The sequence below is a fragment of the Chryseobacterium gotjawalense genome (assembly GCF_030012525.1).
GTDB lineage: Bacteria > Bacteroidota > Bacteroidia > Flavobacteriales > Weeksellaceae > Kaistella > Kaistella gotjawalense.
Map to the genome: position 1 here is coordinate 1,176,041 of NZ_CP124855.1, position 22,051 is coordinate 1,198,091.

The following is a 22,051-nucleotide window of genomic DNA, read 5'->3' on the forward strand; positions in this document are numbered from 1 at the left end:
ATTAAAAAATATTCCCCGCCTAAATCTTCGGGAATTTCTCAGGATTGGTTTCAGTAAATAATCCGTAAATTTTCTCCACCATATCATCAACACTTGGCTTGCTGAAATAATCTCCATCACTTCCATAAGGCGGACGGTGATTTTCTGCAGAAATGGTTAACGGATCGGAATCCAAATATCTGAATGCTTTCTGTTTTTCCATAATCTGTTGAAGAATAAATGCCGATGCGCCACCTTCTACATCTTCATCGATGACCACCAATCGGTTGGTTTTTTTTACACTTTCTAAAATATCATGACTCAGATCGAATGGAATTAATGACTGAATATCGATCACTTCCGCAGAAATTCCGATTTTTTCTAATTCCTGAGCGGCTTCCATGACCAATCTCCACGTAGAACCGTAAGTTACTAAAGTAACATCTTTTCCTTCTTTCGTTACTTCAATTTTTCCTACCGGAACGGTAAATTCACCAAGATTATCAGGTTGTTTTTCTTTTAATCGGTAACCGTTTAAACATTCGATAATTAAAGCCGGTTCATCTGCCTGAAGCATGGTATTATAAAATCCAGCCGCTTTTGTTAAATTACGCGGAACGAGGACTAAAATCCCTTTTGAGAGATTAATAATTCCTGCCATCGGCGAACCTGAATGCCAAACTCCTTCCAATCGATGGCCACGTGTTCTGATAATCAACGGCGCTTTTTGTCCGCCTCTTGTCCGGTATTGAACGGTTGCTAAATCGTCGCTCATTCCCTGCAGACAATAGAGGATATAATCCAAATACTGGATTTCTGCAATTGGTCTTAAACCACGCATCGCCATTCCGATTCCCTGTCCAAGAATCGTTGCTTCCCGGATTCCGGTATCTGCGATTCTCAGTGCGCCATATTTTTCCTGCAGTCCTTCTAAACCTTGATTTACATCGCCAATATTTCCGGCATCTTCACCAAAAATTAATGCTTCCGGATATTTTTCAAAAATTTTATCGAAATTATTTCTAACGACTACTCTACCGTCCACCGTTTCTGAAGCGTCAGAAAATACGGGTGCAACTTCTTTAACAGTGGTCGCTTTCCACTCGGATTGAGAATATAAATGAGAAGAATAATTTTCTTTTTCGATGGCGAAAACTTCTTCAAATTTGTTTTGAAGTCTTTGTCTTTCTGTCGATTGATTGGCTCTCGTTAGTAATAAAGATTTTCTCACCAAATGGAAAATATCTTTTTTCGCTACAGAAATTACTTTATTGAATTTTTCTAATTCTGCGGCAACTTCAGTATTTTGAGATTTTAAATTTTCAACCAAAGGAAGAACGGTTTCTTTTAAATCCTGAATCGTTTTCTGATAATTTTCCCAGGCTTTTTTCTGACCGTCTTTTACAAATTTCTTCGCTTCAGATTCAATACTATCTAATTCTTCAGCGGTTGCTAACTGTTGCTCGGCACCTTCAATTTCAATGGAATAATCCAGAATCCATTCTCTGAATTTCACCAAACCATCGAAATCACCTTCCCATTTCAGACGGTTTTCATCTTTATATCTTTCGTGTGAACCGGAAGTTGAATGTCCTTGCGGCTGCGTTACTTCGATAACATGCACTACAACAGGAACGCTTTCTGTTCTTGCAAAATGTTCTGCCCGTGCATAAGCATCTAATAAGGAAGGATAATCCCAGGCTTTTACCTGAATAATTTCACAACCCTGATTTTCACCTTCTTTTCTTTGGAAACCTGAAAGCATTTCAGCGATATCCGCTTTTGCTCTTTGGTTGTGTGTAGGAACCGAAATTCCGTAACCGTCATCCCAAATCGAAGTAATCATCGGAACCTGCAAAGCACAGGCAGCATTTAGAGTTTCCCAAAAATGACCTTCTGCTGTTGAGGCATCACCAATTGTTCCGAAAGCGACCTCATTTCCTTTATTTGAAAATTTTTCTGAACCATCGAATTCAACAGTTTTATAAACTTTCGAAGCCAGCGCCAATCCTAATAATCTTGGCATTTGTCCGGCTGTAGGGGAAATATCAGAGGATATATTTTTTTGTTTTGTTAAGTCTTTCCAGCTTCCATCTTCATTCAAACTTCTGGTCGCGTAATGGCCGTTCATTTGCCGCCCAGCAGACGCGGGTTCCCGTTCAATATTGGTATCGGCGTACAGCTGTGCAAAAAAACTTTCAACACTCACAGCACCGATGGCGTAGGCAAACGTTTGGTCACGGTAATAACCAGACCGGAAATCACCATCTTTAAAAACCTTTGCCATGGCCAATTGCGGCAATTCTTTACCGTCTCCAAAGATTCCGAATTTTGCTTTTCCCGTCAACACTTCCCTTCTTCCGAGGTAAGACATTTCTCTGGAAATTCTGCCCAGTTTATAATCTTCTAAGATCTGGTTTTTAAAGTCCTGAAAGGTAATCTGCTGAGTTTCAATATAGGTCGTTTCCATAAAAGCTGAATTTTCACAAAGATAAATAAATGAATTGAATTTTTAAAATTTGAATTTTATTTTTTGATAATATTCTATTTTTACTGACCCTTTTTTATAAATTTGACAATCAGTATGTTGAACATATCACATTAAATAGTGATAAATATCACGTCATCTCTTAAACAGATTTCTGTGTTAGTGATTAAATTGCGAAAATTAAAAGTTTTTGTCCTTTGACGACAACCAGAAGCAATGAAGAAACCATAACTTGATGTTTGAAAAGATTGCAGCATATTTATATATTATGGCATTACTTCCTATTTCTATAACGGTTGTTCTGGTCGTTTGAAATTTATCATAAAAAGGTTAAATCTCTTTTTAAAATAAAATTTAAAGTATCCTAAAAACAATTCTTCCGCGAATAAATCCGCGGAAGAACCAACACAAATGATGAAAAAAAAATTATTTAGTTTAAGGGGTTACTTTTTTGGGGGAGGTAATAATTCTCCTTCTAATTCAGAAGCTAGATTGTCAGCTGTCTGCGTATTTAATGTACCGGCATTATCTTGTTGCAATAAAACAGATGAGGAATCCTGGACTCTTTGTAAAGTTGCTGCTTCCTCCGGTGATAATACATCGTCTGACTGTCTGCATGATTGTAATGTAATTGTAGTAAAAACTACGGCTGCGATAAGTGCAAATTTTTTCATTCGTTTAATTTTTACAAATGTATTGTAGAAAGCAGATATGAAGCAATAAAACAAACCGTTAGTTTATAAAAAATGACAAGCAAATTGTAAATTTTGTACTGTTTTTTTAAAAAAATAGCAGTAATATTGTAAAACAAATGACTTAAAATAACTTATATCATTATTAATCATTTCATTACGGTTTATGCAGCTGAAATACACATTCCCTCTTCTCTTTATTTTTTTCCTGTTTTATTTTACAAATTTTCGTGCTCAAACTGTATCAAAGTCTAATTTAACTAATGAGGAAATTGAAAAAAAGATAGATAATTACAATAGTAATCCTACAAAAAGGTGGGAACTCATAACTTTCTACATTAAAAAATCCAAAAAAGACCAGAATAACGAAGCCCTTTTTTATGCATACCGATATGCAAGTATTGCCAGTACATATCCTCTAAACATAAAATATGCAGACAGTGCACTACTTACTGCAAAAAAATCTAAGGTTAAAAAAATACTTTTGGACGCTTATCTTAACAGGGGTAACATCAATATGTCTGAAGAATTTTACCAAAAGGCGCTCGATGACATTTTGGTAGCCAACAAGTTATCACAAGAATATGGCAATGTTTATATTTTCAATAAAACAATATACATCATCGCTCAAAATAAAATTTATCTCGGACAATATGAGGATGCCAATAAAGAACTTTTAATATGCTTACAATTTTTTAAGGATAATTTGCACACCGAAACATCTTTAGGGAAAAATTACCAGATGTATTATATTTATTCACTGATGAGTCTCATCGATTCGAATACAAAACTTGGAAAATTTAAAGAAAACGAAACGCTTTTGAAAGAGGCCTTCGACTACCTGAAAGAAAACAAACTCAATCAGTACATTCCCTATTTTATTTCCTCGGAAGGTACTAATGCTTATTACTCCAAAAATTATGACACTGCCATTTCCAAACTTTCTGAAGCTATTCAATTATACAACGATCAGTGGCAGCATAATACTGAAGTTTTCTATCTGGGTCTTTCTTATTGGCATACTGGCAAAAAAAAATTAGCGGTAAAATACCTGGAGGAAATCGATAAATATTATACCAAAACCAAAAAGCTGGATCCGCAATTCCGGTCTGCTTATGAGATCCTGATTAAATATTATAATTCTGTCGGCGATACTGAAAAACAATTGGAATATATTAATAAACTAATGGTCCTGGACAGATCTTACGAGAAAAACTATAAATATCTTTATGGAAGGATCGTTAAAGAATACGATACCAAAAAATTAGTGTCAGAAAAAAACAGGATTGAAAGTACGCTCAAAAACCAAAGAATTATTTTTGTGGTATTAGTTGTCTTTTTGTTGTTTGTATTTTTATTTTTTGGCTTCCGTATTCAAAAGGAAAAACAAAATTATAAAAAGAGATTCGAAGAAATTATTGCCCAACAAAATAAAGTAAATACAACGGAAGAGAAACTGATTCCAGCTTCACCCGATTACAAGCAGAAATTCAATTATGATTTTTACAATAAAATTTCGGGGCTCAATCCAATATTTGTAGAAAATATTTTAAAGCAACTGGAACTTTTTGAAAATGAAAATAAATTTCTGGATTCGCAGGTTTCCCAAAAATCTTTGAGTGAAGAGTTGGGAACAAACTCCACTTACTTTTCAAAAATCATCAATACCTATAAAGGGAAAAATTTCGCAGTTTACATTAGCGATCTTCGGTTAGATTATATTATTGATCATCTTAAAAATGATGTAAAATATATCAATATGGATGTAAAGGAACTTGCCAGAATTGCCGGATTTTCCAGTACCGAAAATTTTTCAGATAATTTCCGCAGGAAATTCGATTTGAAACCTTCTGTATTTATAAAAATGATGAAAGACAAACTGTAGTCTATTTTCAATTCATCATTTTCAGAAATTTTTGGATTGATGCCGGATTTAACAATAAAAAATCGAAATCTTTTTCAAGATTTCGATTTCTGTAAAACGTAAAATTTAAAAATATGAACTTGGTTTTAGCTGTTATTAATTATTACTTGGGTTAAATTCCATTTCCCGGAGCATCTTATCGATAATTTCCAATGCTTTCTGCTCATCTGATAAATTGACCATTAATTGCACCGTATTTGCAGTGGGCGTGGTGGTAAAAGACATATAATTATCAATTAAAAAACTTGTAATGTCTTGGGCTTCCAGTTTTGATTTTACCAATTGAATTTCAGACGGTTTCTCACTTTCAAAAACCGCGACTCTCGTTTCTCTTTCCATTTTTCATTTCATTTTCGATTGTTAAAGTTACAATAAAATAATTGTATTTTATTCATTAATAATGAAAAATAAATAAGAATTCAAACCTGTTTTGTTTAAAAACCGCCTGAATCCATTTCTATAATTACATTTTTGCCATACAAACTTCGATCTTATCGAGCGCCATTTGAATTTCTGTCGTGGTAACATTCAGGTGCGGCCGGAATCGGAGGGAATGATCGCCACAAGATAAAATAATTACATTTTCCTGGTACAAAAGCTCCTGCAGCTTATTGCGTTCTGCACCAGTGGGTAAATCAACCGCACACATTAAGCCGCGTCCTCTTGCATTTGAAATTTTATTTGGATATTTCTGGGCTAAACCCTGTAAACCGAAAAGTAAGTATTCACCGACAATCCGAGCGTTTTCGACCAAATTCTCTTTTTCGATTACTTCCAAAATTAATTGAAATCTCAGAATATCGATAAAGTTTCCACCGAAAGTTGAATTGATCCTGGAACTTTCTCTAAAAACATTATTAGGAATTTCATCAAACTTTTCTTTGTTGGCCAAAACACCGCAAACCTGTGCTTTTTTACCGAAAGAAATAATATCCGGTTTTGCACTGAAATGTTCGAAAGCCCACATTTTCCCGGTCATTCCTACTCCGGTTTGCACCTCATCAAAAATCAGTAAAACTTCATTTTGGTCGCAAAGATTTCTTAAACCGACAAAAAACTCATCACGGAAATGGTTGTCGCCACCTTCTGCCTGAATCGGTTCAATGATGATACACGCCACTTTATTGGGATTCGAAAGAATGGCTTCCTCAATATTGAGGAGCGCAAGATTTTCATTTTTAATGGTTTCCTCCAGATTCTCTTCTGTAATCGGAAAATTCAAATGAGGATTAATAATTCTTGGCCAATCGAATTTCGGAAAATACTGGTATTTTCTTGGGTCAGAAGTATTGGTTAAACTCAATGTATAGCCACTTCTTCCATGAAAGGCCTGTTTGAAATGAATGCAAATTCCAGCTTCTTGATCAATTCCTTTTTCGAAATTCTTGCGCGTTTTCCAGTCGAAGCAAGCTTTCATGGCATTTTCTACGGCCATGGTTCCGCCTTCGATAAAGAAGCAATACTGCAGTTCTTTGGGAATGGCCACTCTTTCGAAAACGGTCATGAAGTCTGCAAATTCCTGAGAATAAACATCGGCTAAAGTTGGTTTATTGATGGCCATTTTCCCAAGCCATTCAGATCTTTCCATTAAATACGGATGATTATAACCAATGGAAGCCGAAGCAAACATGGAAAACATATCGAGGAAATTTTTGCCAGTAATCCTATCATGGATCCACGAACCCTGGGACTTTTCAAAATCCATTACGAAATCGAAACCGTCGGCAAGCATGTGTCTGGACAAGGTTTCTTTCACCGTATTGGTCGGTTGTGGATGAGATGCTATTGCGTTGTTCATATTTTTTGAAGTTAAAAGCTGAAAGTCCGAAGTCGGAAGTTCAAGGTTAGAATTTATTTTACGCTATTTTATAATTAAAAAAAATCTTTGTATTTGTAATCTTTTGCAACCCGACCTGAGTGGAGCTCTTTTTGTGCAGCGCAGCGGAACAAAAAAGCGGGAACGGAGGGCGGATCAGTTGCCCAAATAAATATTAATATTTTACAGATCGAATTTAATTCCCTGTGCTAAAGGCAAACTGTCGGTATAATTAATGGTATTGGTTTGTCTTCTCATGTAATATTTCCAAACATCGGAACCGGATTCTCTGCCGCCACCGGTTTCTTTTTCGCCACCGAAAGCACCACCGATTTCTGCTCCGGATGTTCCGATATTCACATTGGCAATTCCACAATCGGAGCCATTTTGTGAAAGGAATAATTCTGCCTGGCGCATATCCGTGGTCATAATCGCTGAACTTAAACCTTGCGGAACATCGTTCTGCATGGCGATGGCTTCTTCCAAAGTTTTGTATTTCATAATATAAAGAATCGGTGCGAAAGTTTCGTGCTGCACGATTTCATAAGAATTTTGAACTTCTGCGATACACGGTTTTACGTAACAACCGGATTCGTAATTGTCTCCTTCCAAAACACCGCCTTCAACGACGAATTTCCCACCTTCTTTTTTACATTTTTCAATGGAATTCAGATATTGGTGAACCGCTGCTTTGTCGATCAACGGACCAACATGATTGTGTTCATCTAACGGATTTCCGATTTTCAGTTGTCCGTAAGCTTTTACCAGGCGGTTTTTCACTTCATCATAGACATTTTCATGGATAATTAATCTTCTTGTAGAAGTACATCTTTGTCCCGCAGTTCCTACTGCGCCGAAAACAGCACCGATAATCGACATGTCCAAATCGGCATTTTCGGTAATGATAATTGCATTATTTCCACCCAATTCAAGGATCGATTTTCCGAAACGTTGCGCAACATTCGTTCCCACAACTCTTCCAACTTTCGTAGAACCGGTGAAAGAAATCAAGGCAATATTTTTATCATTCACCATTTTATCACCAATTTTATGATCACCTACAATCATGGTAGAAATTCCTTCCGGAAGATTATTTTCTTTTAAAACTTCGGTAATGATATTCTGGCAGGCGATGGCGCAAAGTGGCGCTTTTTCTGAAGGTTTCCAAATGGTAACATTTCCGCAAATCAACGCCAAAGCGGTATTCCAAGACCAAACTGCCACCGGGAAATTAAACGCAGAAATAATTCCAATAATTCCAAGCGGATGATATTGCTCGTACATTCTGTGACCAGGTCTTTCAGAATGCATCGTATAACCATGCAACTGGCGGGATAATCCTACGGCAAAATCACAGATATCGATCATTTCCTGAACTTCCCCAAGTCCTTCCTGCAGAGATTTTCCCATTTCATAAGAAACGAGTTTTCCTAAATCATCTTTATATTCACGGAGTTTTAAACCAAACTGACGAACTAACTCTCCTCTTTTCGGAGCCGGAATTTGACGAAATTCTAAATAGGCTTTTTTAGCCTTTTCGATTACCTGATCATAATCGTTTGAATTTGCGGTGATCACTTTAGCAATTAATTTTCCGTCTGTTGGAGAATAACTTTCGAGTAAATCGCCATTGGCAAAGTAATTTCCGCCAGAAGAGACGCCTTTATTTTCTTTTGTAATACCTAAATTAGAAAGGGATTTTTCGATTCCAAAATCCTGATTTGTATGGGACATAATATTTATTTGAATTGTCCTTAAAGATAGAAAAATTACTGAAATCAGAAAAATTTTAAGAGAGTTTTATTGAATTTTAAACAAATTGAAGATTTAGAAAACAATACCATAAATTCGATTAATAGCCCAATTTGCCACAAAAGAAAATAAGTAAGATCATTTCGATTCATAAATTTGAAAGGTTTAAATAATAGTACTAATTTTGAAAAAAGTTCTCCATGGAAAATTTACAGCCTGAAGATAAAAATTCAAAATTTAAAAAGTGGTTCAAACGCGTTGGAATCGGTGGTCTTATCTTTTTCACCGTGAAAGGAATTGCGTGGCTTTTTGTGTTTTATTATGGCGCGGAGTTATTTCAGAATTGTAGTGGAAATTAACTCTAATGTAAGTTCTGCTTCAATTTCCAATCCTCTTTTTTGATTTGAAAAACGACATTTGTTTTTGAATCTTCACCGAAATAAGCAACTTCTTCTTCACCCAAATTTTCTGCACCTAACTTATTCATCGCTTTTACAGACCGGATATTATCTTTTCCGACATGGAAAATCACTTTTTCAACGAACTGAAAAATATAATCCAACATCATTATTTTTGCGCCCGCGTTGATGTTTTTTCCCCAGGATTTAGTGCCGTAAAAAGTATAACCGATGAAAATACTTTTATCATTTTCGTTAAAATCATAAAACCGTGTACTTCCTAAAACTTCCTCTGAATTTTTGTCGATGATTAAAAAAGCACCTTTGCTTTCCAATGCTCCTTTGAAAAAGTTCTGAAAAACTTCTCTTTTATACCTCTCTTTATTAGGATGCATTGCCCAAACCTCGGGATCTGAAGCCACCGTGAATAATCTTTCGAAGTCACTTTCCTTTAATGGAAGCAATTTGATGTTTTCGGTTTCTAAAGTGGGTTGAAAGGAGAAATTCATAGCCGATATTTTTTCAAAGATAAAAATTATTTTTGCCTGATTTGTACAAATCATGAAAATTCTGCGCTCACGGCTGGGAGGACTCCACAGGTTTTGAACTCTTTAATTTGTTTAGAAAAGAATCGCTTTCTCCAGTTCCAGTAATTTCTGCTTCCGCCAGATTCCGCCACCATAACCGGTTAACGTTCCGTTGCTTCCGATGACTCGATGACAAGGAATGATGATCGAAATTTTATTCATTCCATTCGCATTGGCGACGGCCCGAACTTTTTTGGCATCGCCTAAAACTTCCGATTGTTTGCGGTAAGTCCAGGTTTCGCCGTAGGGGATTTTCATTAAAACTTTCCAGACACTTTTTTGAAATTCTGTTCCTACAGGAGAAAGTGGAACAGTGAATTCTGTTCTGTTTCCAGCGAAATACTCTGAAAGTTCTTTTTCCAAAGTTTTGAAATGTGGATTTTCACCTTGAACAATTGTTGCATTTAATGATTTTGCTAAATCTCTGAATTCCGTTTCCAACATTTTTCTATCGGTAAATTCGAGCATACAAATTCCCTCTTCCACTGCAGCGGCGTACATGGTTCCAATCGGCGTTTCGAGTCTTTTTAAATCAATGATTCTTTGCGTTTTTGAATTTTTCGGAGAAACGCCAAATATGGTTTTGAAACTTTCATTAAAACCACTTAAACTTCCGAAACCGCTATCATAAGCAGTTTCCATAATATTTTCTCCCTGTTGAATTTTTTTGAATGCTGTATTTAACCGGAACATTCTTTGAAAAGCATGGAAGGTCATTCCATGATTTTTTTGAAACCATCTTCGAACTGTTGCGGGTTCTAACCCTCGCTGAACCAAATCAAAATCTTTGAATTTCAGAGAAGGATCTTCTCGGAGTTCTTCCAAAACTTTTTGAATATATTCCGGAGTTTCATCAGGATTTTCGAGTGGCTTACAGACTTTGCAAGGACGATATCCTTTTAAAATAGCCTGTTTTGTATTCTGAAAAAATTCTACATTTTCGGGTTTGGGTTTTCTTGCCGTGCAGGTTGGCCGGCAAAAAATTCCGGTGGTTTTTACGCCCATCCAGAAAACGCCTTCAAATTCAGGATTTTTATCGAATGAGGCTTGATACATGATTTGGTCTGAAAGTTCCATTTTGTAAATTTAAAGCAAATTTATTTTAATTAAAATTTGATGACAACCGAAAATTCGACAAGTATTTTTTTAAAAAGATGACAGACCGCTTCGCTGATAGATGAGAGATGAAAGACAGGTTTAACGCCATCTCTATTTATTATTGCGACCGTTTTTATATTGATTCTGAAACAATTCATCGGGAATTTTCGACAGCCTAAAGACAAAAAAAACAGCATTGATGATAAAAAAAGTGAACCGAAGTTCACCTTTTACTTATTTTTTTGCAGCTGCCTCTTTTTCAATCTGCTTTATTTCACTGAGTTTGTCGATGATTTTGGCAACCGTTTCGGGTTTGGCTTCTTTCACTGGAACTACTGCTTTCACCATATCCCATTTAAAAACCAAATCAACGGAATGAATGTCAACCGGCATCAAGGAAATCTCAAACCATTCCTGTTTGTCGCTCAATTTCTGCGTGGGAACGGTTACTTCAACTACGTTTTGTTTTTCATCAAAACTATAAGCGCCCCACTGTTGGGAATCTTTGTTTAAAATGACTTTCCACTCCTTTTCTGTTGGAATGATAAAGAGACCGTAAGTTCCTGCCATTACGTCTTTTCCACCGAAATTAACATTTTGTTCAAATGTAATTTTGGTCGCGGAATTTGCACCGGCACGCCAAACTTTCCCGTAAGGAACGAGTTCGCCAAATACCTTTCTTCCCTTCACACCAGGTCTGCTGTAATCTATAGAAATCTTGGTCATAGAGAACTGCTGGACAACCTTTTGACTCGGACTTGCCGCTGGAATACTATACTGGGAAAACCCCAAAAAAGAAAGCGATAAAAATACGGTAATGAATAATTTTTTCATAAATAGTTGATTTGAATTAATAGATATTGAAAGTCGACGTTAATAAGGTTTAAAGATATTAAAAAATAGCATATCGAATTAAAAAAAATAAAACCATCTAGACCGAAATTCAGGTGGTTCCATGAAAACCCCGACAACGGATGAAATGTACGTGATGGAAACGGTTTAAGAAAACACCATTTTTAAATAAAAAAAAGAAGCCGTCTCATCACTATATGATACAGCTTCTTTTTTGCTAAACCTTCAAGGATTTTAAATCCTTGAAGGTTTGAACAGCTTACATCGGCTCCATTTTGAAACTCATACTCTCAATCACTTTCAAAATCGCTTCCACCGTATCCATCGAAGTTAAACAAGGAACACCGTTTTCTACAGAAGTCCGGCGGATCTGGAAACCGTCTCTTTCGGATTGTTTTCCTTTGGTCATGGTGTTTACAATGTATTGAACTTTCCCTTTTTGGATCAAATCGATCAAATTGATTTCCGGGTTTTCTTCGATTTTGTAACCGATTTTTGTCCGGACTCCATGTTGTTCAAAATAATTGGCGGTTCCTTCGGTTGCCCAAATTCTGAATCCGATTTCCTGGAATCTTCTCGCCAGTTCGCATGCTTCCGGTTTGTGTTTGTCTGCCACAGTGAAAAGGATTGAACCGTGTAAAGGCATTTTTCGGCCTGCACCAATTAAACCTTTGTACAAGGCTTTTTCCAGAGTTACATCTTTCCCCATAACTTCTCCCGTCGATTTCATTTCCGGGCCGAGGGAAATATCAACTCTAGTTAATTTTGAAAAAGAAAAGACCGGAACTTTTACAAAGACACCTTCTTTGTTTGGTGCCAAACCGTTTTTGTATCCTAAATCTGTCAATTTCTGTCCAAGAATTGCTTTCGTTGCTAAGTTGGCCATGGGAATTTCGGTGATTTTCGATAAGAAAGGAACGGTTCTGGACGAACGCGGATTCACTTCAATGACATACACATTTCCTTCAGACAAAACATATTGAACATTCATTAAACCAATGACATTCAGTCCTTTCGCCAATCTTTCGGTATAATCAACCAAAGTTGCGATTTGTTCAGCATTGATATTTTGCGGCGGATAAACCGCGATGGAATCTCCTGAATGAACTCCTGCTCTTTCAATATGTTCCATAATCCCGGGAATCACCACGGTTTCACCATCACAAATGGCATCAACTTCAATTTCTTTTCCGGTCAAATACCGGTCTATTAGAATCGGATGTTCCGAATTTTCTTTCACCGCATTGGTCATATAATGAGCGAGTTCCACATCATCATAAACGATTTCCATCGCTCTTCCACCTAAAACATAACTCGGACGAACCAACACCGGGAAACCGATTTCGTTCGCGATTAACAAAGCGTCTTCTTTCGTAAAACAGGTTTTTCCCAAAGGTTGCGGAATTCCCATTTCCTGAAGTGCGGCTTCAAATTTATTTCTGTTTTCAGCACGATCCAAATCTTCCAGAGAAGTTCCTAAAATCTGAACACCGTGCGCGGCCAATTTATCCGCCAAATTGATGGCGGTTTGTCCACCAAACTGAACGATTACGCCTTTTGGTTTCTCGAGTTCGATGATATTCATGACATCTTCCTCTGTTAAAGGCTCGAAATAGAGTTTATCCGAAATCGAGAAGTCTGTGGAAACCGTTTCCGGATTATTATTAATGATAATGGCTTCGTACCCCATTTCTTTAATCGCCCAAACCGAGTGAACCGTGGCGTAATCGAATTCTACCCCTTGACCAATCCGAATCGGACCCGAACCCAGAACGATTATTTTTTCTTTATTTGAAGGAATACTTTCATTTTCTTCTTCGTAAGTTCCGTAGAAATACGGCGTTTCGCTTTCAAATTCTGCGGCACAGGTATCTACCATTTTGTAAACCGGCATCACTCCATTTTTCTTCCGGAATTCAAAAATTTCTTTTTGGTTGGAATTCCATAAATGAGCGATATTTAAATCGGAGAATCCTAATTTCTTGGCTTCCAGTAAAGTTTCTTTATCAAATTTATTTTCAGCAATTACCTTTTCGAAATCGACGAGTTTTTTAATTTTCCAGATGAAGAATTTATCGATTTGACTCCACTCTACGATTTTCTCCCAGTCGTAACCCCGTCGCAAAGCATCGCCAATAATGAATAAACGCTCATCATCACAAACCCGGATTCTTCTTTCGATTTCTTCGTCCGTTAAAGCTGCCGCGTCTTTTGATTTTAAACCGATATGTCTTAAACCCGTTTCCAGAGATCTGATGGCTTTCTGTAAAGATTCCTCAAAATTTCGTCCAATCGCCATCACTTCGCCGGTTGCTTTCATTTGGGTGGAAAGTCTGCGGTCCGCGGTTTCAAATTTATCGAAAGGGAAACGCGGGAATTTCGTTACGACATAATCCAAAGCGGGTTCAAAACAAGCGTAGGTCTTTCCTGTAACCGGATTCATGATTTCATCTAAAGTCAAACCGACTGCAATCTTTGCAGCGATTTTCGCAATCGGATAACCGGTTGCTTTACTCGCCAAAGCGGATGAACGGGAAACTCTTGGATTCACTTCGATGATATAATAATCGTAAGAATTCGGATCCAAAGCCAGTTGAACATTACAACCACCTTCAATTCCCAAAGCGCGGATAATCTTTAACGAAGCGTTTCTCAGCATTTGATACTCTCTGTCCGAAAGCGTTTGCGAAGGCGCTACTACAATTGAATCTCCGGTATGAATCCCAACCGGATCAATGTTTTCCATGTTACAAACCACAATCGCGTTGTCGTTTTTGTCGCGCATGACTTCATATTCTATTTCTTTGAAACCGGCGATGGATTTTTCGATTAAACATTGATCAACCGGACTGTATTTCAAACCAAATTCGGTAATTTCTTTCAGTTCTTCTTTGGTATTTGCAATTCCGCCGCCGGTTCCGCCCATTGTAAAAGCTGGACGCACAATAACAGGATAACCGATTTTATCGGCAAACTTCAACGCATTTTCTACATTATTTACAATATCGGAATCAGGTACGGGTTCGTTGAGTTCGTTCATTAAATTACGGAACAGATCCCGATCTTCAGCTTGATTGATAGCCGAAAGTTTGGTTCCCAAAACCTCCACTTTACATTCCTCCAAAATTCCGGAATTTTGTAATTCTACTGCCATATTCAAACCGGTTTGTCCGCCCAAAGTCGGCAAAAGCGCATCTGGTCTTTCTTTGCGGATAATATGACTTACAAATTCCAGAGAAATGGGTTCAATATATACTTTGTCAGCAATTTCTACATCCGTCATAATCGTTGCCGGATTAGAATTGATCAAAATTACTTTGTAGCCTTCTTCTCTCAAAGATAAGCAAGCCTGCGTTCCTGCATAATCGAATTCAGCGGCCTGACCAATGATGATGGGACCGGAGCCGATTACTAAAATTGTTTTTATGTCGCTTCTTTTCATTTTTTTTACTTTGATTTAAAAGTGAAGATTAGATACTTTTAAATTATTTTTTAGGTTTATTTTCTAGCATTTTTTTCGCAGATAAACCGCTCACTACTTTTTTACCGGTTTTCGATTCCAGTTCCAAGCGCGCCACTTTTGCAACATTTCCACCTTGTTTGGCGACTGTTTTATTTTCCTCAAAAGTCCCGGGATTTACTGCCTGCGAAATATCTTTCGTTGATGCTTCTGCCAACATATTTAAAATCAATTCGGTGTTGGTCATATTATCGCGAAGATTTTCTTTTTTCAGACCTTTGTGTTTTTTGTATTCTTTGGTGTTTTTATCGCTCCAACCTTTTGTTATGATATCTGTGAGCACCGCGAATTGTTGTCCTTCTTTCATTCCAAGACGTTTCCATTCATCAGTTAATTCCTTCCGGATTTCGATGCTTTTCAATCTTTGATTAATCCAGTTTTCAGAATATCCCAGATTCAAATAATCCTGCATTGCTTTATTAATACTTAATTCCGGATCCTGCATTTCATCGAGTCTATCAGAACCAACCTGAGCCAACCAAAGTTTGAATGGCTCTGCTTTTTTGGAAGGAACGGATTGGATTAGCCTCAAAAGCTGTTGAGTATCTGCAACATCTGTTAATCTTGATTTCCCATCTGGCGCAGTCATTTTCAACTGTCCGATTTTTTCGGACAGTTCACTTCCTTCCTTTGCCAGTTTGGCTTTTAAGTCACTCCAATATTTTCTTGGCCGTTTATTTTCAACTAAAATTTCAATGACATCAATAATGGAAAAATACCATTTCTCCTGCTCTTCGTCCCAAACCGAACGAACTTGTTTTTGTTCAAAAAGTTGGATATTCGTGGTTTTCATACAATTAATTTAACGATCTATGAATTTTCTTTTTTCTTCCAAAAGTTCACAATACTCAATACTCAATACTATCTAAAAGAAAACTGAACTGTTTTTTGAGGATTATTTTCAAAATTGATCATATTCGTAATTTTAAGAATGATACCCTTTTAAATTGGAGGATTGAAAAATTGTGAAACTGTTCCAGTTTTAAATTGTTCCATTAAAACGATAAACTCATCGAACAAATAATTCGCGTCTTCCGGTCCTGGACTTGCTTCCGGGTGATATTGAACGGAGAAACATGGGTGAATTTTATGTTTAAAACCTTCATTGGTTCGGTCGTTTAAAGCGATGTGGGTTTCTTCTAAATCGGTATTTTTTAAAGATTCCTGATCGACGGCATAACCGTGATTTTGGGACGTGATAGCGACTTTGTTTTTCTTTACATCCAAAACTGGATGATTGCCGCCACGGTGTCCGAATTTGAGTTTAAAAGTTTTTGCTCCACATGCCAAACCAATCAGTTGATGTCCCAAACAGATTCCGAAAATGGGAACTTTACCCAAAAGTTTCTGAATCATTTCGGTCGCTCCTTTTACATCTACCGGGTCTCCAGGACCGTTTGAAAGCATGACTCCATCAGGATTGATCAACAGAATCTCTTCTGCGGTTGTATCCTGGGAAACTACGATCACGTCGCAATCCCGCTGAGCAAGTTCCCGTAAAATACCGAGTTTGGAACCGTAATCGACTAAAACAACTTTCAAACCTCTTCCCGGATTTGCGTACGAGGTTTTTGTAGAAACCTGAGCAACCTGATCAGTGGCTAAAACACTGGCTTTTAAAGCTTCAATGACTGCATTTTCATCAGCATCTTCACTCACTATTTTTCCTTTTACAACTCCTGAATTCCTAAGGATTCTTGTTAATCTCCGCGTGTCAATTCCAGAAATTCCGGAGAGATTACGTTTTTGGAAAAATTCATCCAGATTCATTTGTGTCCTGAAATTGGAGGGAAAATCGCAAACTTCTTTTACAATTAAACCTTTGATGGCAGGTTCGATACTTTCGTAATCATCACGGTTAATTCCGTAATTTCCGATGAGCGGATAGGTCATACAGACAATCTGTCCGCAATAAGAAGGATCGGATATCAATTCCTGATAACCGGTCATTCCCGTGTTGAAAACGATTTCGCCTTCAATTTCCTGATCAGCGCCGAAACCTTTTCCGTGGAATACTTCGCCGGATTCTAATATTAATTTCTTTTTCATTTTTACTTTTTACTAAATCGTCACTTTTTATTTTTATTGCAAAGACGCAAAATTTCTTTCATAATCCTGCGCCAATCCTGGATTTTAGAAAGGCCTCGACTTATCACTGCATTTCTTCGAACTCAAATCCTTTTGCTTCCAGAGCGGTTTTTAAAATGGCCATTCTGGCGAAAACACCGTTTTCCATTTGTTTGAAAATTCGGGAACGTGGGCACTCTACCAATTCCCCGTCAATTTCTACTCCTCTATTAATGGGTGCCGGATGCATGATGATCGCATTTTTCTTCATTGCTGTTTCGCGCTCTTTGGTTAATCCAAATTTTCGGTGGTATTTTTCGGGAGAGAGATTTAACTTTTCGTCGCTTTCATGTCTTTCATGCTGGATTCTCAATAACATTAAAACATCCACTTCTTTCACCAAATCGTCGATGGATAAATAGGTTCCGTTGATAATCGTTCCTTCATCAAACCACTGTTCCGGACCGGAGAAATATACTTTTGCCCCCATTTTTCTTAAAACTTCAGCGTTCGAATTCGCAACGCGGCTGTGTTTCACATCGCCTACAATTCCGACTTTCAACCCTTTGAATTTCCCAAATTCCTGCTGAATGGTCATCAGATCTAAAATGTTTTGGGAAGGATGATTCCCTGTTCCATCTCCCCCATTAATAATAGCAATATCAATCCCTATGAACTCATCGTAAAATTTTTCTTTTTTATGACGGATGACACAAAGATCGATTCCCAAACTTTTCATGGTTTTTACCGTGTCGTAAAGTGATTCTCCTTTGTTAAGGGAACTCGCGGAGATATCAAAAGGAACTACATTTAGTCCCAACTTTCGTTCGGCAACATCAAAACTGGTTTTTGTACGCGTACTGTCTTCAAAAAAAAGATTGGACACATAAATTTCCTGTTTCGCTTTCAATACTTTCCCCTTTGAAAACTCTTCTGCTTCCTGGAGTAATTTGTTGATTTTTTCTACGGATAGATCGGCTGTTCTGAGCATAATTTTAGTTTTTAATTCAAAAAAAAACGAAGCCAAAATGACTTCGTTGTATTAATAAATATCGTAATTATCGGCATTGCTGCCTTTGTGTAAATCGTCTAATGGAAATCTTCTTTTCATTAGATACAAAGATATCATTTTTTTTGAAATCTGAAAAAGGTTTTTTCAACAAATCAAACTATTCGTGATGAACACCTAATTTTTTGTTTAATTTTTAATAGTTTTGTTCAAAATCAAATTTATGGATGCCAAGGACAGAATGATTCTCAGTTTACTTCAGGAAGACTCTACAATATCGGTGAAAGAAGTTTCGGAGAAGATTGGTCTGACTTTTACGCCCACTTACGAACGGATCAAGCAACTTGAGAAACAGAATGTCATCGAGAAATATGTCGCCATCCTTAACCGGGAAAAACTCGGGCTGAATATTATTGTTTATTGCAATATCCGATTAAAAGAACAATCCCAAAAAACGTTGGAAGATTTTGAAAAACATATCGAAACTTTCGAGGAAGTACAGGAAATCATCAGCCTTTCCGGGGAATATGATTATATGTTGAAAATTATCGCAAAAGACATTAACTCTTACAACGACTTCGCTGTCAATGTCATCTCTAACTCGCCAAATATCTGGCAATATCACAGCTCGATTGCTTTACATGAAGTAAAAAAATCGACCAAGTTTAAATTGGATTAAGCCAATAATTTAGAAGAGATTTTATGAAATTGATGGGCAATTTCGTCTAAACACAAATTGCCGATACTGCCTTGATGGCTGTGGTTCAAATCTTTTGTATCATACTGAAAATCATTATTTTCAATATCATTTCCTACTTTTACATAGGCATCCCGAAATGAATTTCCGCTCTTCACTTCTTCATTTATTTTTTCTACGCTGAACAAATATTTGTATTTTTCATCTTCTAAAATTCGATTTTTTACCTCGATATTTGGTAAAGTATAAATCAGAATTTCCAGACATTCTTTTAAAGAATCAATCGCCGGGAAAAGGATTTCTTTGGTCAGTTGCATATCACGGTGATAGCCGGAAGGCAAATTGTTGGTGAGCAGAATAAGTTCATTGGGCAAAGACTGAATACGGTTGCAACGCGCTCTTACCAACTCAAAAATGTCCGGATTTTTCTTGTGCGGCATAATACTGCTTCCGGTAGTAAATTCTTTCGGAAAACTTATAAAATCAAAGTTCTGACTTAAATACAGACAAATATCATAAGAAAATTTCCCCAAAGTTCCTGCCAAAACTGCCATGGAAGAAGCGAGCAATTTTTCAGATTTTCCACGCGTCATTTGTGCGTAAACGGAATTGTAATTTAAGGTTTTAAAATTCAGATGATAGGTCGTACTTTCCCGATCAATTGGGAAGGAAGAACCATAACCGGCGGCAGATCCCAAAGGATTTTTGTTAATGATATTTTTTACAGACAGCAACAGCTCCAAATCATCGACCAAAGCTTCGGCATACGCGCCAAACCACAATCCGAACGATGACGGCATGGCAATCTGAAAATGCGTATAACCTGGCAACAGGACCTTTTTGTGCTGGTCTGCCAAACGAATCAGCTGCTGAAATAAAGAATCCGTCAGTTCACCAATTGCTCTGATTTCATCTAACAGATACAATTTAATATCCAACAAAACCTGATCGTTTCTGGAACGGGCGGTGTGAATTTTCTTTCCGGTATCGCCTAATTTTTCTATTAAAACAGATTCAATTTGAGAATGAATATCTTCTGCTTCGGTATCGATTTCGAAAGTGTTATTTTCGATACTGCTTAAAATTTCATTTAAAACAGATTGCAATTCAAGCGATTCCTCATTTGAAATCAGTCCTACTTCTGCCAACATTTTGCAATGTGCCATCGATCCCAAAACATCGTATTTTGCCAATCGATCATCGAAATCTAAATCTTTTCCAACGGTAAATATACTCACCAGCTGGTCAGTTAATGATTTATCTTTTTGCCAAATTTTTTTCATTATTTCTTTTATTTAAAAACCTTTAAAATAGGTTTATACTATTTTTTCTAAAATTTTAATATAGATTTCTATGCCTTCATTTATTTCATTAATGTAAATAAATTCATCGGCGGTATGAGATCGTGTGCTGTCTCCGGGACCAATTTTCACCGATGTACAAGGAATAATCGCCTGATCCGAGGAAGTTGGTGAGCCGTAAGTTGTTCTGCCGATTTCTAAACCTGCTTTTACGATCGGATGATCTTCATTAATTCTCGAAGAATTTAACCTGAATGATCTTGCGGTTAATTTCGATTCCATTTCGGACTGAATGATTTCAAAAACTTCTTTATTGCTGTATTCATCTGTTACACGAACATCTAAAGTAAAATTGCATTTTTCGGGAACCACATTGTGTTGTGTTCCTGCATTGATGACAGAAAGTGTGACTTTCACTTCACCCAAATATGGAGAAACTTTCGGAAATTTAAAGTTTAAAATGTGCTGTAAATCTGTTATGCATTTCACAATCGCATTATCCTGATTTGGATGCGCCGCATGGGAAGCAGTTCCCAACATTTCACCATCGATAACCAATAATCCCTTTTCTGCGATGGCTAAATCCATTTTTGTAGGTTCGCCAACAATTGCTAATTCTACGTTCGGAAGTTGCGGAAAAAGCAATTCGATTCCTTCTTGTCCGGAAATTTCTTCTTCGGCTGTTAATGCAATAATTAAGTTATGCGACAAATTTTCATGCTTATAAAAATGTAGAAAAACCTGAACCATCGAAACCAGAGAAGCACCTGCATCATTGCTTCCCAAACCAAATATTTTTCCGTCTTTTTCAATGGGAATAAACGGATCAATTGTAAATGCTTTATTAGGTTTTACCGTGTCGTGATGCGTATTCAAAACGATGGAAGGTTTGGTTTCATCAAAATATTGATTGACCGCCCAAATATTATTTTTCAGTCTTTTTGTAGGAATATTTCTTTGATGAAAAAACCCTTCAATAACTAAAGAAACATCGTATTCTTCTTTACTTAAAGATGGTGTTGCAATGATTTTTTTTAATAATTCCGTTGCATTTAACAATAATTCTTCTTGGCTATAATATGATTTCTGTTCCTTCATTTTGATGATTAATTTGGTTTTGTAATTTGGTTTCATTGAGTAAAACCACTTTATTTACATTGTTTTCTTTGGCTGTAAAAGCATTTTTGAGTTTGGGTAAAATTCCTTGATGCAATTTATTTTCAGACCTTAACTGTTCATATTTTGCAAAGCTCAAAGTCTTTACCATAGAATCCGGTTTATCAACATCTTCTAAAACGCCGTCTTTATCGAAACAATATAAAAGTTCGACATCGTAATTTTCAGATAAAGCCTGCGCCAAAACAGAGGCAATGGAATCCGCATTCGTATTGAGTAGATCACCTTTTTGATCATGCGTAATTGCCGAAAAAACTGGAGTTAATTTTAATTCTAAAAATTTTTGAAGTAAATCAACATTGACACTTTTCGAATCGACATCTCCAACAAATCCGTAATCAACATTTGAAACTGCTCTTCTTTCACTTTTAATTAAATTCCCATCTGCACCGGAAAATCCAATCGCATTACAGTCAACATTCTGAAGTTTTGCAACGATATTTTTGTTGATTTTCCCGGCATAAACCATGGTGACAATATTCAGAGTTTCCTGATCCGTCACCCTCCTACCTTCCAGCATTTGTTGCGGAATATTTAATTTTCCAGCCAAATCAGAAGCCAATTTTCCGCCGCCGTGAACTAAAACTTTCATCGCTTTTATGGTCGTAAATTTTTCTAAGAAATCCGCCAAATCTTTTTCTTTATCAATTAAATCACCGCCAATCTTAACGACATACAATTTCTGTTTATCCATG

18 protein-coding genes are annotated in these 22,051 nt (G+C 36.8%); 3 read left to right on the forward strand and 15 right to left on the reverse strand.

Translation table 11 applies throughout. The features are described 5' to 3' along the window. Positions 1-19: 19 nt before the first annotated feature. Positions 20-2,449: an alpha-ketoacid dehydrogenase subunit alpha/beta gene (locus QGN23_RS05360; RefSeq protein WP_282905974.1), complete on the reverse strand. Its 2,430-nt coding sequence runs from the start codon at positions 2,447-2,449 to the stop codon at positions 20-22. A gap of 461 nt (positions 2,450-2,910) precedes the next feature. Beyond that, positions 2,911-3,141, reverse strand: coding sequence for a hypothetical protein (locus QGN23_RS05365; RefSeq protein ID WP_282905975.1), 231 nt, complete (start codon positions 3,139-3,141; stop codon positions 2,911-2,913). 535 nt (positions 3,142-3,676) lie between these two features. Between QGN23_RS05365 and QGN23_RS05370 the strand changes: the two genes are divergently transcribed. Beyond that, on the forward strand, positions 3,677-5,044 hold the full coding sequence (locus QGN23_RS05370; RefSeq protein WP_282905976.1) for a helix-turn-helix domain-containing protein: 1,368 nt from the start codon (positions 3,677-3,679) through the stop codon (positions 5,042-5,044). A gap of 135 nt (positions 5,045-5,179) precedes the next feature. Here the strand turns inward: QGN23_RS05370 and QGN23_RS05375 are convergent, their stop codons facing one another. From QGN23_RS05375 to amaB, 3 genes are all read right to left on the reverse strand, one after another. After that, complete coding sequence (locus QGN23_RS05375) at positions 5,180-5,422, reverse strand: putative signal transducing protein (RefSeq protein WP_282905977.1); 243 nt, start codon at positions 5,420-5,422, stop codon at positions 5,180-5,182. 124 nt (positions 5,423-5,546) lie between these two features. Continuing rightward, positions 5,547-6,881: an L-lysine 6-transaminase gene (gene lat / locus QGN23_RS05380; RefSeq protein ID WP_282905978.1), complete on the reverse strand. Its 1,335-nt coding sequence runs from the start codon at positions 6,879-6,881 to the stop codon at positions 5,547-5,549. Between the two features lie 201 nt (positions 6,882-7,082). Further along, positions 7,083-8,633, reverse strand: a complete 1,551-nt coding sequence (gene amaB / locus QGN23_RS05385; protein ID WP_282905979.1) for an L-piperidine-6-carboxylate dehydrogenase — start codon at positions 8,631-8,633, stop codon at positions 7,083-7,085. A 218-nt stretch (positions 8,634-8,851) separates the two neighbouring features. On the opposite strand from amaB, the gene QGN23_RS05390 reads away from it, so the two are divergent. Continuing rightward, complete coding sequence (locus QGN23_RS05390) at positions 8,852-9,010, forward strand: hypothetical protein (RefSeq protein ID WP_282905980.1); 159 nt, start codon at positions 8,852-8,854, stop codon at positions 9,008-9,010. A gap of 2 nt (positions 9,011-9,012) precedes the next feature. Here QGN23_RS05390 and QGN23_RS05395 read toward each other — a convergent pair whose 3' ends face one another. The 7 genes from QGN23_RS05395 to QGN23_RS05430 form a co-directional block, all read right to left on the reverse strand. Continuing rightward, positions 9,013-9,558 carry a GNAT family N-acetyltransferase gene (locus QGN23_RS05395; protein ID WP_282905981.1) on the reverse strand — a complete coding sequence of 182 codons (546 nt, stop codon included), beginning with the start codon at positions 9,556-9,558 and terminating at the stop codon, positions 9,013-9,015. 111 nt (positions 9,559-9,669) lie between these two features. Further along, positions 9,670-10,713: a bifunctional transcriptional activator/DNA repair enzyme AdaA gene (locus tag QGN23_RS14870; protein ID WP_317622316.1), complete on the reverse strand. Its 1,044-nt coding sequence runs from the start codon at positions 10,711-10,713 to the stop codon at positions 9,670-9,672. Between the two features lie 255 nt (positions 10,714-10,968). Further along, a complete protein-coding gene (locus QGN23_RS05410) occupies positions 10,969-11,568 on the reverse strand; it encodes a DUF2911 domain-containing protein (RefSeq protein WP_282905982.1) in 600 nt (199 codons plus the stop codon). A gap of 277 nt (positions 11,569-11,845) precedes the next feature. Then, on the reverse strand, positions 11,846-15,028 hold the full coding sequence (gene carB / locus QGN23_RS05415) for a carbamoyl-phosphate synthase large subunit (RefSeq protein WP_282905983.1): 3,183 nt from the start codon (positions 15,026-15,028) through the stop codon (positions 11,846-11,848). 43 nt (positions 15,029-15,071) lie between these two features. Continuing rightward, positions 15,072-15,899, reverse strand: a complete 828-nt coding sequence (locus QGN23_RS05420) for a BRO-N domain-containing protein (RefSeq protein ID WP_282905984.1) — start codon at positions 15,897-15,899, stop codon at positions 15,072-15,074. Between the two features lie 149 nt (positions 15,900-16,048). Continuing rightward, positions 16,049-17,155 (reverse strand): carbamoyl phosphate synthase small subunit, encoded by a 1,107-nt coding sequence (locus QGN23_RS05425; protein ID WP_282905985.1) that lies wholly within the window; start codon positions 17,153-17,155, stop codon positions 16,049-16,051. A gap of 103 nt (positions 17,156-17,258) precedes the next feature. Then, positions 17,259-18,164 carry an aspartate carbamoyltransferase catalytic subunit gene (locus QGN23_RS05430; protein WP_282905986.1) on the reverse strand — a complete coding sequence of 302 codons (906 nt, stop codon included), beginning with the start codon at positions 18,162-18,164 and terminating at the stop codon, positions 17,259-17,261. 241 nt (positions 18,165-18,405) lie between these two features. Here QGN23_RS05430 and QGN23_RS05435 point away from each other — a divergent pair, with 241 nt between their 5' ends. Then, positions 18,406-18,861, forward strand: coding sequence for an Lrp/AsnC family transcriptional regulator (locus tag QGN23_RS05435; RefSeq protein ID WP_282905987.1), 456 nt, complete (start codon positions 18,406-18,408; stop codon positions 18,859-18,861). On the opposite strand, the gene argH is transcribed toward QGN23_RS05435, so the two are convergent. From argH to argB, 3 genes are read right to left on the reverse strand one after another with little or no spacing between them, the layout of a single operon-like run. Further along, positions 18,858-20,162, reverse strand: coding sequence for an argininosuccinate lyase (argH, locus tag QGN23_RS05440; protein ID WP_282905988.1), 1,305 nt, complete (start codon positions 20,160-20,162; stop codon positions 18,858-18,860). The genes QGN23_RS05435 and argH overlap by 4 nt on opposite strands. Before the next feature lie 33 nt (positions 20,163-20,195). Next, positions 20,196-21,278 carry a M20 family metallo-hydrolase gene (locus tag QGN23_RS05445; protein WP_282906370.1) on the reverse strand — a complete coding sequence of 361 codons (1,083 nt, stop codon included), beginning with the start codon at positions 21,276-21,278 and terminating at the stop codon, positions 20,196-20,198. Further along, a complete protein-coding gene (gene argB / locus QGN23_RS05450) occupies positions 21,253-22,050 on the reverse strand; it encodes an acetylglutamate kinase (RefSeq protein ID WP_282905989.1) in 798 nt (265 codons plus the stop codon). The genes QGN23_RS05445 and argB overlap by 26 nt, the downstream gene beginning before the upstream one ends. Position 22,051 lies beyond the last annotated feature (1 nt).